This window comes from Flavobacterium sp. FG19, from assembly GCF_057809475.1.
The window spans coordinates 282,741-296,599 of record NZ_JBMDKA010000003.1 but is presented as its reverse complement, the minus strand read 5'-3'; the positions used below and the strand labels follow the sequence as shown (position 1 = coordinate 296,599).

Annotated in this window: 11 protein-coding genes; 7 read left to right on the top strand and 4 right to left on the bottom strand. The window is 38.7% G+C overall.

Going from position 1 to position 13,859, the window contains the following annotated elements:
• Positions 1-5: 5 nt before the first annotated feature.
• The 3 genes from ACODST_RS05005 to ACODST_RS04995 form a co-directional block, all read right to left on the bottom strand.
• The gene (locus tag ACODST_RS05005; RefSeq protein ID WP_379824623.1) at positions 6-773 is read right to left on the bottom strand and encodes a ParA family protein; all 768 of its coding nucleotides are present in this window, start codon (positions 771-773) and stop codon (positions 6-8) included.
• A 221-nt stretch (positions 774-994) separates the two neighbouring features.
• Entirely contained in the window at positions 995-2,218 is a 1,224-nt protein-coding gene (locus tag ACODST_RS05000; RefSeq protein ID WP_488931011.1) for a DUF3999 family protein, read from the bottom strand.
• Positions 2,205-4,691: a DUF2339 domain-containing protein gene (locus tag ACODST_RS04995; protein ID WP_488931010.1), complete on the bottom strand. Its 2,487-nt coding sequence runs from the start codon at positions 4,689-4,691 to the stop codon at positions 2,205-2,207. The genes ACODST_RS05000 and ACODST_RS04995 overlap by 14 nt, the downstream gene beginning before the upstream one ends.
• Before the next feature lie 274 nt (positions 4,692-4,965).
• On the opposite strand from ACODST_RS04995, the gene ACODST_RS04990 reads away from it, so the two are divergent.
• Positions 4,966-7,146: a hypothetical protein gene (locus ACODST_RS04990; protein WP_488931009.1), complete on the top strand. Its 2,181-nt coding sequence runs from the start codon at positions 4,966-4,968 to the stop codon at positions 7,144-7,146.
• Between the two features lie 436 nt (positions 7,147-7,582).
• Here the strand turns inward: ACODST_RS04990 and ACODST_RS04985 are convergent, their stop codons facing one another.
• The gene (locus ACODST_RS04985; RefSeq protein ID WP_488931008.1) at positions 7,583-7,948 is read right to left on the bottom strand and encodes a winged helix-turn-helix transcriptional regulator; all 366 of its coding nucleotides are present in this window, start codon (positions 7,946-7,948) and stop codon (positions 7,583-7,585) included.
• 97 nt (positions 7,949-8,045) lie between these two features.
• Between ACODST_RS04985 and ACODST_RS04980 the strand changes: the two genes are divergently transcribed.
• From ACODST_RS04980 to ACODST_RS04955, 6 genes are all read left to right on the top strand, one after another.
• Positions 8,046-9,374 (top strand): NtaA/DmoA family FMN-dependent monooxygenase, encoded by a 1,329-nt coding sequence (locus ACODST_RS04980; protein WP_488931007.1) that lies wholly within the window; start codon positions 8,046-8,048, stop codon positions 9,372-9,374.
• Between the two features lie 113 nt (positions 9,375-9,487).
• A complete protein-coding gene (locus tag ACODST_RS04975; protein ID WP_488931006.1) occupies positions 9,488-10,231 on the top strand; it encodes a glucose 1-dehydrogenase in 744 nt (247 codons plus the stop codon).
• Between the two features lie 18 nt (positions 10,232-10,249).
• A complete protein-coding gene (locus ACODST_RS04970; protein ID WP_488931005.1) occupies positions 10,250-11,047 on the top strand; it encodes an NADPH-dependent F420 reductase in 798 nt (265 codons plus the stop codon).
• A 24-nt stretch (positions 11,048-11,071) separates the two neighbouring features.
• Positions 11,072-11,827, top strand: a complete 756-nt coding sequence (locus ACODST_RS04965; RefSeq protein ID WP_488931004.1) for an NADPH-dependent F420 reductase — start codon at positions 11,072-11,074, stop codon at positions 11,825-11,827.
• 196 nt (positions 11,828-12,023) lie between these two features.
• On the top strand, positions 12,024-12,842 hold the full coding sequence (locus tag ACODST_RS04960; RefSeq protein WP_488931003.1) for an SDR family NAD(P)-dependent oxidoreductase: 819 nt from the start codon (positions 12,024-12,026) through the stop codon (positions 12,840-12,842).
• 58 nt (positions 12,843-12,900) lie between these two features.
• On the top strand, positions 12,901-13,797 hold the full coding sequence (locus ACODST_RS04955; protein WP_488931002.1) for a helix-turn-helix domain-containing protein: 897 nt from the start codon (positions 12,901-12,903) through the stop codon (positions 13,795-13,797).
• Positions 13,798-13,859 lie beyond the last annotated feature (62 nt).

The following is a 13,859-nucleotide window of genomic DNA, read 5'->3' as shown; positions in this document are numbered from 1 at the left end:
AAAAACTATTTGCTGTTTTTCTTTATAATCTCCTGTGCTAAATGAATGTAATTAACGGCACCTTTGCTTGTAGCATCATAATTAATGATACTTTCGCCAAAACTCGGTGCTTCACTTAATTTTACATTTCGCTGAATAACCGTATCAAAAACCATATCGTTAAAGTGTTTCTGCACCTCTTCAACTACCTGGTTTGATAGACGTAATCTTGAATCGTACATGGTTAATAATAAACCTTCGATGTCAAGATCGGGGTTGTGTATTTTTTGAATACTCTTAATCGTGTTCAGTAATTTTCCTAATCCTTCAAGTGCAAAATATTCACACTGAATAGGGATAACTACTGAATCTGAAGCGGTTAAGGCGTTCAGGGTTAACAAACCAAGAGATGGCGCACAGTCAATAATGATAAAGTCATATTCCTGTTTTGCTTCTTCCAATGCTTTTTTAAGCATGTACTCACGGTTTTCTTTGTCAACCAATTCAATTTCGATCGCAACAAGGTCAATGTGAGCCGGAATCACATCTACGTTTGGTGCTGTACATTTTAAAATGGCTTCTTTTGGTGTTACAGTGTGTTCAAGAATTTGATAAGTCCCGGTTTCAACCGTTTCCACGTCAATTCCAAGGCCAGATGTAGCATTGGCCTGAGGATCAGCATCAATTAATAATACTTTTTTTTCTAAAACACCTAATGCGGCTGCAAGATTTACTGATGTAGTAGTCTTTCCAACGCCTCCTTTTTGATTAGCAATAGCAATGATTTTGCCCATTTATTTTCTGAATTTTGAACCGTAAAAATACAATTATTTATGGTTTTTGAAAATCTATTTTGTTAACATTTATGAAACTTTGCTCAATCGTGGTTTCATAGGTGCTGGACAGATTTTAATTTTTCTTTTACAGATAATTATTAACGAAAATTCTTTCGCTTTGTTTTCGTTTTTCCGTCAGCTTTGATAAAATTGAAAACCAGAGCGGTCTTTTTTATTCCTTATTTAGTTTTTAAATCCCGAACCAGACTTATGGTAAAATAAACAATTGTTAATCCGCCCAGAACAATACAGAGCCATAAAAACCAGGACTGCTGCCAGAAAGATTTTGCCGCTGCCGGATTTTGGACAACAGCTTTGTGCGTAATACCGGAAATAACACTTTGAGGCAGGATTTTTGGAAGGTCGGCCCGAAAATCTGAAAGGTCATAATCCGGACTGTTCAGGTTTTTGTTTCCTGTTTTCAGGGTGTAATTTTCATCAGCATTTAAATCAGCGATAATAGAAGTTACTTTCTGTTTGTATTGTATTTTTTGAATAACCAGAGGCTGATTGTCGTGATTTTCAATTTTTATATAAAAGTCTTTTTCAAATAAGCCTGGAACGCTGAAAGTGTTTGTAGTACCTGCCTTAAGTTCAAAAGAGACGAGTTCTTCGTCGTAGATTATTGTTTTGCGTTTTGTAATTCTTTTGGTCTTTTTATACAGCACGGCCCTGCGGTTGTAATAAGCCGGTTTCGAAATTTCGAAAACAATCTGATCGATTGCCTGGGGCTTTGCAAGCTGAACATGAATCTCCGTTTCTTTTTTAGAAGGAATTTGGGTTACAGTATTTTTTTGAACGTTTACCTCAAGAAAGGGGTCTGATGTTTTGCTGGTGGTGAAACGACCCGCTTTCAGGATGTTAAGAGGAAGCGTTTTTTGATCGTCAAAATCAATTTTTAAAAATTTATATGTACTTAAAGGGTAGGAAATGGTCTTCGTTACAGTCGATTCTGAATCGCTGTTTAGGTCGGTTAAGATTTGAGTGTCTGAGACTCCAAACCACTCTTTTTGATCATTGCTTCCGGAAATGGTGTATTTTTTAGAAGAATTTGAATTAGCGATAATTAGTGAAATTTGATTATTTCCGGCAGCAGATGGAATTTCAACGATTAGTGAAGTGCTTTTTTTGGGATTTGCTGTTTTTGAAATAATAGGATATTCCTCAAAAGAATCCGAAGAAACAGGTTTGCTGTCCCGAAAAAAATAGGGTACTTCATTACCCTTTGAATCGAAAATCCGGATGTCGGTCAGTTCTTTTTCTGAATACGACCGGATTTCAGGAGTCAGGATAATTTCGTATAAGCCATTATGCAAAACTTTACTGAGTTTGGCAGTGGTTTGAAACTGCCCGAAAGAAAGCTGTACAGCAAAGAGAAGAAAGAAGAATTTATTTAGTTTCATTGTTGTTGTTTGGTTTGTTTTCGTCAATAACTAAAACTTTGATTTTTTGATATACAAAAGAGATAATCAGCACCAGGATTCCTAAAAGGATAAAGGAGATGATTTTTCCGGTTTCGGAAATATTGCTGATGTCATAAAGAAATAATTTTAAAATCGTGAGGCCAAGTAAAGACAGCGCAATAATTCGAAGTGATTTAAATTGTTTTTTTATTCCGGTAATTAAAAATATAAAAGCCAGAATTCCCCACAAAACAGGGAATCCGGTCTTAATTATTTTAAGCCGGGCCAGATCGATAAAATCCTGAGCGACGTAATAGCGGAGTGCTGAAAGGTCTGATTTGTAATACTGATATTTCTCGCTGATTTGTATATCATGATCTGACACAGGAGAATTCATAAATACCAAGCCGTGCAGCATTACTTCGGAACTGGCGATATAAATAATGAAAAATGCTGCCATCCACATAAAATATGGTTTTTGAAAAAAGGAATAAGCCGTTTTTTTGCTGATTTGAAACAGCTGATATCCAAAACAAATAATAATAGCCAGTGAAACATAATGCAGGTAGAAAGAAATGGGCTGCCCCTTTCCAGTACTGATAATATCGGTATGTTCGTAAAAAGCGTAATTGGAAAACCAAAAAGCAAACAAGACAATGTTTACAATGGTTATTAAAATAGCTGACTGGCGGGCTGTTTCTGTTTCCTTTTTCATCAAAACAAAAGATAGTACCGCGAAAAAGAGCAGGTGATATACTATAGGAAGTGAAACTGCACTATAGAAGTTCTCAATACGATGGCTCGACTGGTATATAATTTCAAGTAATCCGGTCATGTAAGAAAGCACCAAAGCCAGCTGAATGACATAGGATTTGTATTTTTCGGGATTAAAAGTAAGGCCCAGGAGAGCTGAATTTTCAGTTTCATTCTTTAGCAAATAATGCACGGCTGCCAGTGAAAACACTGAAAATACTCCGGTAATGAAAACCGGGTTTAACAGGAGGTTTAGTATTTCGACGCCGGTATAATATTTTTTCCAGTCCATTATAAGACTGATTATCATTAAAGTGTGCACAATAACAGAACCAAATCGATAGCTTGCAATTTTTGATTTTTGGGAAAGCCATAATAACAAAACAGCTTCTGCAGCCCAAAACAGAGTAATATAGTTTCCTTCAAACTGAATAGGAACGGCTAATGTTATAAAAGTCAGTGTAAGTCCTATAAGCAGATAAGCTGCTTTTTGATCGAGGTTGAATTTTTTATACAATATCCAGGCATAGATTAAATTCAGTAAGGCCAGGGCAGCAGTAAACAAACCTTGTAATTCAGGATGATAAAGGGATAAAATGGCCATTCCTGCACCATAAAATAAAAAAGTATTACTGGCTAAAATCGATAACTGTGCCTTAGAGAACTCTCCTTTCGATTTGATATTGTTGATGATATTCATTAAAATAAAAAGGAAGTAAAATATAAAACCAAAGACTAAAGCTCCCAGGTAATGTGGTTTTTCGGTAGTAAGTTCCTGAGTTAACCATCCGCCAAATAATAAAACCGTAAATACATAGGAGAGGATATTAACCAGGTTCCATTTTTTATAATAAGCAATTGCCAGAATACCGACATTCAGGATGATGATGTAAGTAAACAGAACGACATAATTTCCTTGTCCGGTACTGACCATGAACGGAACGGCAAAACCGCCTATTAACGAGAGTACGGCCAGTTCGATACGGTTATAAGATAAAGAGATCAGGGCACTGAAAGCGGTAATCACTACCATGATGCTAAAGGCAGCCGTCTGGTTGAATAAATGATAATCATGAAAAGCAATTCCAATCGTAAAATAAAAAATGGCAATCGCACCGGCTACAATAACAGAGCTGAAAGCGGCATAGTTTTTTCGCAGTTTGTGTGCAATTCCCATTACAAGAGCACCCGACAAAATACCAATTCCAACACGGGCCGGTTCGTTAATCCAATCTTTATCGATAGCATATTTCACAAAGTAGCTGATACCCAGTACCAGAATTAAAACCCCGATTTTGTTAATCAGGTTTTCACCAATGAATTTTTCTAAATCCGGATTCTGCTCCTTAAAGTTTTCCCAGAATGTTTTTTCAGGTTCTACAGGAACAACTGGTTTGACAATGGTTTCCTGACGTGCTGCGGCCGGTTTGGCTTCCATCGCAAAAACGGGCTTCTCTGCTTTTATTTCCGGTGTTTCTTCTTTTGCCGGTATAACAGGAACAGGTTTTTCGGCTATTGGGGTTTCCAATTTGATTTCCTCTTTCGGAATTACAACAGGAGCCGGTTCCCTTTTTTCGACAGGCTGCTCAATTGTTTTTAAAGAATCGATCTTTTTGTTAAGTCTGTTAACGGTATCTTCGAGATCGTTAAAACGTCCTTTGATTGTATTAAGGATGTAAATTAGGAAACAAAATAATCCAACTAAAAGAAAACTTTCCATGCAGAAATAAATATAATGTTACTAATCTGTAAATATAATAACATTTTGATACCGTAAGTTTTTTTTGCTTAAAATAAATAAGGAGTTGTAAAGGTCTGTTAAGAAAGATTGGGCATGCTGAAGAGGACTTATTTAGGAGTTAGAGTGCAAAACAGGGACTTTGTATAGTTTTTGATAAGAAATTCGAATTCAAAAATGGACCTGCAGGTTAAAGATTATTGCTATTTTGGGCTTCTTTAGAATTACTATTATTACAAACTATCAAACCACAAAAATGAACATTTTTATTAGAAAAAAAGCGATTCCAGTATGTACGGCATTGGTGTTTATGCTGACTTTATGCAGTTTTGTTTCGCCTTATTTGCTGCATGAAAAAGAACAGGAGAAAAAAACAGAATACCAAATTGTTTACGATCAGAAGAAAAAGACTATTACATTGTCATGGTCTTCTTTTGGCTCTTCGGGTAATTACATTGTAACAAGAGGAGGAAGCCGTCTCGCAGCAGACTTTGTACAGGTTGGTTCTACTTCTAAACTGACCTTTACAGACAATAAACCGAACAAAAATAAATACGAGAACTACTATAAAATTACCCGTGGTTCTGCAGTTATCATCATTTCACTGGAAAATCAGATTTTTGGCGACCATGTGTATTTCTATGACAGAAAATATGAAAAGGCAGAAACGGCACGAAACGATATTAATTCACAATTTGGAGCTATTGGTCTGAGTGGTGCAAATGGCGAATGGACTACCAAACGCCAGACGTATTATTTTAAACCCAATGTTAAAGGGCAGACTTACGATGCGGGCGGGTCGGGTTCTGCATCGGCTCCGGAGGCCAATTCCATAGAACTGGGATTTTATTCTCATATTGGAGGTTTAGGAAGAGTGCCGTCTGATGTAAAATTGGGTTCGGTGTTTACAAGACCTCATCTTTCGGGCGGTGCCAATGCAACCTGTACTTTTTGGCGTTCTATGGAAAATGTAACCGTAATGCGTGATTTTGCCTGGACGGTTTCTCAGTCCACCAGTGCCCGAAGAATGCTGATTGAAAGTACTTCAAAATACATTTCAGATATTGGAGATACTAATTTTTGGGGAAGCGGCGGATTTATTGCCGATACTCATTATACCACATCAAGACCTAACTGGGGAGGGCAGCAGCAATGGTATACCCGTAATACAATTTTTCCTTCGGGCTCCGGAACTATGGGAGGCTCTTATAATATGGTATGGCAGGGTTGTGTTAATCCGCCACAGGCAGATGAATCCAATTCACCCGTTGCGACTACACCTGTTATCAGGGAAAAACCTTTTCTTTTTATTGATAATGACGGTGAATACAAAGTGTTTGTTCCGGAGTGGCAGAAAGACAGGGTAGGTGTCTCCTGGTCGTCAGCCGATATGGGGAAAGGAAAAATTCAGGATTTGCTTACGGATTGGTATGTTGCCAAAGAAGGTGATACTGATGTAGAAATTAACGCAGCGCTGAAAGCTGGTAAAAATATATTTTTTACCCCGGGACATTATGCCTTAAATGCCCCAATTCAGGTAAACAGAAAAGATGCAATACTTTTGGGAGCTGGTATAGCTTCAGTAACGCTGGAGCCAACGGACAAAAATATCTGGGGTTGTATTTATGCTGATGATAAGGACGGAATTATTATTGCCGGACTTCTTATGGATTCTTTTAATAGTACCACTTATCAGGTGAGAATCGGCAATGAAGGTGCTGACAGCGATCATTCGGCAGATCCGATCCTGCTTTCAGATATTACGTGCAGGGTAGGCGGGGTTCAGTCAAAAAATATTCAGATACAAGTGTCTATGCAGATAAACAGTAATAATGTCGTAGGGGATCATTTCTGGTTGTGGCGTGCCGATCATGGTTCGCAGAAAGGAGGCGCTTTGAGATGGACGAGGGACAGATGTAAAAACGGACTTATCGTTACTGGTGATGATGTGACACTTTATGGGTTGTTTACAGAACATTATCAGGAATATGAAGTCTTATGGCTTGGTGAACGCGGAAGAACATATTTTTTTCAGAACGAACCTCCTTATGATGCACCTGATCAGGCCAGCTGGAGCAGTCAGGGCGGAAGAGTTAGTGGTTATGCTGCTTTTAAAGTTGCCAATACAGTTAAAGAACATCATAGTATCGGATTAGGATCGTATGCTGTGTTTACAGGAACGGATGGTAATGTAAACAAGAAAAATGGTTTTGAAGTGCCAAACAGTCCAAATGTGAAACTTGAAAAAATGTGCATTACCCGTTTTGCAGGTCCGGGGAATATTCAAAATGTTATAAATTCTACAGGAGGAAGCACAGCAACAGGTGTAAAACGTGTGGCATTATATAATAATGGAGAAGGAACACAGCCTTTTGATGAAGAATTTTCTTTGCCTAATAAGGAATCTTATCCTGCTCATATAAGTATGGAAAAATAATAAGAACGATTTTTTCGCCACGAATTCACGAATTGTTTTTTCAAATCTTCACGATTATTTATTCGAATTAATTCGAATAATATTTAGTAAAGTATTTAAAAAGAAAATTCGTGAATTCGTGGCGAATACTATTTATTTCGTTTCTAGTATGTTTAAGAAACAGCTAACAAAGGCGTAAAGCTTTTTATTTGAGTTTAAAGCAAAAAAAAGTCTTTTCAAAATTGAAAAGACTTTTGTCGGGGTGGCAGGACGACCTGCCTATTCCTTAAATCGTTGATTTTACTGGTGTTTCCAAGCACTCCTCAAAAAGGGGTAGCCGAATAGGTCTCATAGATATTTAGGCGCTTTTTAGCCCTTTGTACTCCATCAATTTTATCTCAGTCAGTCAATGTACATTAATATATGTAAATGTATTAAAAAGTTTTCAGAAAATCACTTAAATATCTATAGGATTATCCGCCTGAAAAATTTTCTTCTTATGGTTTAATCCCCAATCTTTCATAGCATAAATAATTGGTGTCAAGGTATCTGCGTAGGGTTCTAGGCAATACGATATTTTGACCGGATAATCGTTCGTTATAATCCGTTTGATCAGCTGGTGCTGTTCTAGTTCCTTAAGTTCTTTAGAAAGAACTTTTGGAGTTAATCCCGGAATGCTTTCTTGAATTTCAGTAAATCGGCTGTTTCCTACACCTACAGAGATAATGATGGATAATTTCCATTTTCCATTAATTACTTCAAGTGTGTCCCGTACAGGCTTAACGGTATTTAGGCACTCACAATAAGGCTTCTTTTTCGACATGATAAATTATTTATTTCGCTTTCCTTTGGGAAAGAGATATACAAAGGAAAGTAATTTTGGTTAATTTTGCAATATTATCAATCAAAATATTCAATTTATGAATGCTGTGGGAAAAATGCTTATTGGACTTCATCTTGGAAATGGATACGGATCTCAATCGGGGGCGTGGCGTATGCCGGGAGTTGACCCAGAAAGCTATACGAGTTTTGATATCCGTGTAAAGCAGGCTCAGGTTGCAGAGCGTGGAAAATTTCAATTTATATTTTTGCCGGACGGTCCCGGTGCAGTTATGACAGATATAGAAACAGAATCCCCCGTTTTCAATCTTGATGTGATGATGACCCTCGCCGCAGTTGCCAGAGAAACTCAATATATTGGATTGGTCGCTACCGGATCAACCACTTTTAATGAACCCTTTAATCTAGCCAGACAATTTAAGGCTTTGGACATTATGAGCCATGGCAGGGCCGGATGGAATGCAATTACATCAAGCGGTGAAGATGTTGCGGCTAATTACGGAAAAAGAATTCCGTCGAGCCAAGATCGTTATGGACGTGCTCATGAGTCGGTCCAACTCATTCAATCACTTTGGGGGAGCTGGGGCAAAGATGCCTGGATACACGACCAAAAGAGTGGTCAGTTTGCAAAGAAAGATCAGATTCTTCCAATCAACTTACAGGGTAAATATGTCGGTTCAAGAGGACCTTTATACATTCCGCCGTCAGAGCAGGGACAGCCAATCATCTTTCACGCAGGCGGCAGCCCCAATGCACATCAATTGGCAGGACGTTTTGCAAGCGTTGTAATAGGTGCAGCATTTACAATTGAAGATGCAAGAGCGCAGCGCAATGCATTTAGAGCGGCGGCAAAAAGTTACGGTCGTGATCCGGATGAAATCAAATACATTGCCGGACTGATGACCACCATTGCCAAGGACAGACGCACGGCGCTCGATCGCCGAATACAGTTAGGAGGCAGTTCGCTTATACAAAAAATTGACTACCTGCAAAAAATGCTGGGTATTTCAATAGACCCTTCCTTAATAAATGAACCGCTTTCGGAAGCGCAGCTGGAAACTGCACGTCCATCTCGTTATGATCCACGTTCTTCCAATGCATTGAAAATTGCTAGGCAAGGCTGGTCCGTTCTTGATATTCTTGCCCACGGCGTAATAGATTATCATCCTGTAATTGCAGGGCCTGGCGTAGAAGCGGCAGATCATATGCAGGCTTGGTATGAAGCAGGTGCTGCAGATGGGTTTTGGATTTCACCTGATGTTAATTCGGATGGAATTGATGCCTTTGTGGATCAGGTTGTTCCGCTGCTGCAGGAGCGCGGGCTTTTCCACAGAGAGTATGAAAGTAAAACTTTACGCGGACACCTCGGAGTTCCGGATCAGTATGGAATTGATCACCGTGTTGTTTGATAGAAATTACAGCTCTATTAAGGATATGTCTTAAATGACCATTTAAACCTTCCATATTGAAATGGAATGGATGATTAAAATTTAAATTAAGTAAAAAGATAAAATAAAAGAAAATGAAAAGATTAGAAGGCAAAGTTGCGATCATTACAGGTGGCGCAAGAGGAATGGGCGAGGCTCATGCAAGATTATTTGTTGAGCACGGAGCAAAAGTTGTAATCACAGATGTGCTTGAAAAAGAGGGTGCTGATTTGGCTGACTCGCTAGGTGATGATGCCATATTTATAAAGCATGATGTAACAAGTGAAGAGCAATGGATCAGTGTTTTGGAAAGTGCTGAAAAGTATTTTGGACACGTAACTATTTTGGTTAACAATGCTGGTATTGCCGGTGCATTTGCAAACGCTGCCGATCTGGAATATAATGATTTTAAGAAAGTAATGGCTATTAATGTGGATGGTACTTTCTTGGGAATGAAAACTGTAATACCCTCAATGCTCAAAGCTGGAATTGGATCTATTGTTAATATTTCCTCTGTTTCCGGCCTGCAGGTTGCACCCGGTTCGCCAAATGCAGCCTACGTTGGAAGCAAATTCGCAGTTACGGGGCTGACAAAAATGGCGGCTCTAGAGTATGCTACCAGAGGAATCAGAGTTAATTCAGTTCATCCTGGAGGTGTTATAACAGGCATTGCGCCAGCTGCTGCGTTTGATAATCCAAAAGCATTAGAACCTATTCCGATGATGCGTTTTGCAGAACCTAAGGAAGTTTCCAATCTGGTGCTTTTTTTAGCTTCCGATGAGGCTTCATACATTACAGCATCAGAATATAAAGTAGATGGAGGTATGACAGCCAAGTAAAATCTTTAATGTTAGAAAATGAAAATAGGAATAATAGGTGCCGGTCTGATCGGCAGAATACTTGCAAGAAAATTCACTGAATCAATGCATACAGTATTTTTAGCTGATGCAAAAGGGATATCAGAAATACAGGAGACAGCAGACGATCTTGGTGCGAAAGCAGTTGATTTGGATGAGGTTGTAATAGGTATTGATGTTTTGATTTTATCAATTCCACTACTGAGAATTCCAGAATTAGCAAAAAGCTTGAAAGGTAAGCTTGAAGAACGTGTTGTCGTTGTAGAAACAACAAATTATTGGCCGCATCGAGATGGTCTGATAGAAGAAATTGAAAATGGAATGGTTAACAGTGTTTGGGTACAGAAGCAGTTAGGCAGAACAGTGGTGAAAGCTTTCAGCAATATTGGAGCTTACAGCCTTTTAGCTGAAGGAAAACCAAAAAACAGTGATGGTCGAATTGCCGTAGCAGTTTCGGGAGATATCCAAAAAGAGATAGATGTAGTTATGGGCTTGGTTGAGGATGCAGGATTTGATCCCCTGGATGCTGGCCCATTAGAGGAGTCCTGGAGACAGCAGGCCTGCGGTCCGGCATATTGTACCGACCTGCAATTTGGCGACCTAAAGAAAGCAAGAGAGTCGGCAGTGAGGGAAACCTTAACAGAAAAGCAGAAACTGTCATTTAGCAAGATGAAAAATTTGGGACAGGAATTTTTTGACATCTTGGTTTCCGGAAACTATCCGGATGACTTTGTTGATCATGCAGTAGATATAAACCGTTCAATAAACGGCTTACCGTCAAGAAATAGTAAACAATAATAATTTTAATAAAATAAAAAAAATATGAAAATAGGAATAATTGGTACCGGTGCTATAGGCGGTACGATCGCAAAAAAGATGGCAGAAGCCGGTCATGAAGTGATGGTGAATAATTCAGATCAGGCTGACAAATTACAGACCCGTGCTGAGGAGTTGGGTGTTAAAGCTGCAACACTAAAGAATGTTGTAAAAGATGTAGATGTCATTATTTTATCATTGCCTACCATAGCAATACCAACTTTGCCTAAAGATTTGCTGGCAGGTGTTCCGGAAAATGTAATTGTGGTAGACACATCAAATTATTATCCATTCCGTGATGCCGATATTGAAGAGATCAAAAACGGAAAAGTAGAAAGTGTCTGGGTGTCCGAACAATTAGGAAGGCCTGTTGTAAAAGCTTTCAATAATTTGCTGGCAGAAACACTGGCAAACGGCGGAAAAAACAGCGGTGCTGAAGACAGAATAGCAATGGCTGTAGCTGGTGATGATCCGCAGGCTAAAAAAGTAATTGCCTCATTAGTTAATGATGCCGGTTACGATGCTGTTGACTCGGGCAGACTTTCTGAATCTTGGAGACATCAGCCTGGAACTCCTGCTTACTGTACGGAACTTAATGAAGAAGAATTAAAACAGGCACTCTCTGATGGTGTAAAAGAAGCAGCACCGTTATTAAGAGATAAGGCCATAGCTGATCTTTCTGCCCTTCCTTCCTATCCAACACATCCAGAGGTAGTAGAATACAATAGAGGATTGTTTCAAAAAAATCCTAAGTCAAAATAATTTATAGTGACTGCACTGCAAAATCCCTCTCAACAAATGTGATGGGATTTTGTGTTTTTATATACTCTCTTTGAAACAGTAAGCCAGAGCTGCAGCAATTTCGTTAAAATGTTTCATTATTGCCTACTTTTGTATCATAACCGTCTGTACTGTCTGTGCGAACTTTGTCCATATCAAAATATTAAAAATTAATATCATGGCAAAAACAATTTTTATAACAGGTGCATCGCGTGGATTCGGAAGAATTTGGGCAGAGGCATTTTTAAAACGCGGCGATAATGTAGTTGCGGCTGTTCGCAATCCTGAAACACTCACCAAGCTTAACAAAGAATTTTCATCATCGCTTTTGGTGCTAAAACTTGATGTTACTGATCGAAACGAAAGTTTTGAAGCGATTGAAAGTGCACAAAAGCACTTTGGCACCATCGACGTGTTAATAAACAATGCCGGTTTTGGACACATAGGAGCAGTAGAGGAATTAAAAGAGCAGGACGTAAGAGCTCAGTTTGAAACCAACGTACTGGGATCATTATGGAATATTCAGGCAGTTCTGCCTATCATGCGCCAGCAAAAATCAGGACATATCATTCAGCTTTCAAGTGCTCTGGGTTTGAATACCGTATCATTAATGGGTCTGTATAGTGCAACTAAATTTGCTGTTGAAGGCCTTACTGAAACACTCGCGGGTGAAGTAAGCCAATTTGGCATTAAAGTTACCATTGTAGAACCAGGTGGTTTTTCTACAGATTTCTTCGGGACCACTTCCCTTGCACTCAGCGAATCAATACCGGCTTACGACGGTGTACGAAAAGAATTTTATCAACATGCCGGCGAGCAGGATTCAGGTAACCCTGCATCCACTGCCAAAGCTCTTGTTAAGCTCGTTTATTCTGAAAATCCCCCACTCAGATTACTGCTGGGCAAAACTGCTTTTCCCTGGGTGCAGCACACTTACTCAGAAAGACTGAAGACATGGGAATCATGGCAGGATGTGTCGGTGGCGGCACATGGTTAATGAAAGTTTAAATTAACAGAATCCAAATTTACCGGATCTGTTTTTACAATTAAGAACAATGATACATTTCAAAAAAATCAGCGATCTGCATGAAGCGCTCGATATCAAACCTCCCCAGCACCCGCTCTTTAGTGCCGCATATGGTGAACGGGACACCTGCAGCGGTAATAATATTCTGGAATTTTCATCTGAATTTTATATTATAGGATTTAAAAAATTGAAATCTGGAAGCATGCAGTATGGCAAAACAAAATATGATCATGACCGCGGTTCCATGTCCTTTACAAAGCCCCAGCAGAAAGTAGTTTTTAAAAATGTGGAATTAGAGGAAAAGGGATTTCTAATTATGATTCATGAAGACTTTTTACCGGGAACAGTCCTTTATAACGAAATCAGGAAATATAGTTATTTTGATTACGAGGTTAATGAGGCTTTACATCTTTCACCTGCAGAGGAGGATATCATTTGGAATCTGTATTTCAATATTGAAAAAGAATACAACAATAATACTGACGAACTCAGCAAAGCCATTATTGTAAGCCATCTGGATTCCATGCTTAAATACTCACAGCGCTTTTATAAAAGGCAGTTTATAAACCGTACAGAGCTCACCGGTTCTACAGCCACAAAGTTTAACGCTTTGCTTGCTGCTAATTTTGAAGAAAGAAAAACACAAAATATTGGATTGCCAACTGTATCTCTCATGGCAGAAAAGCTGAATATATCTTCCCGTTATTTAACTGATTTGCTCAAACAGGAAACAGGAAAGACTGCTCTGGAGCTCATTCATCTTTTTTTGATCGGCGAGGCAAAAAATTTACTGACCGAAGGCGAACTGAATATAACTGAAATTTCTCATCTGCTTGGTTTCGAAAACACGACTTATTTTTCACGCCTTTTTAAAAAAGAAGTAGGGAGCACGCCAAATGAATTCAGGGCAAACATCTTAAATTAGGAATTGTAAACATCATAAAAAAGTAAGAGATAGACTGAACAAAGAATTAAGTAAAAATACAT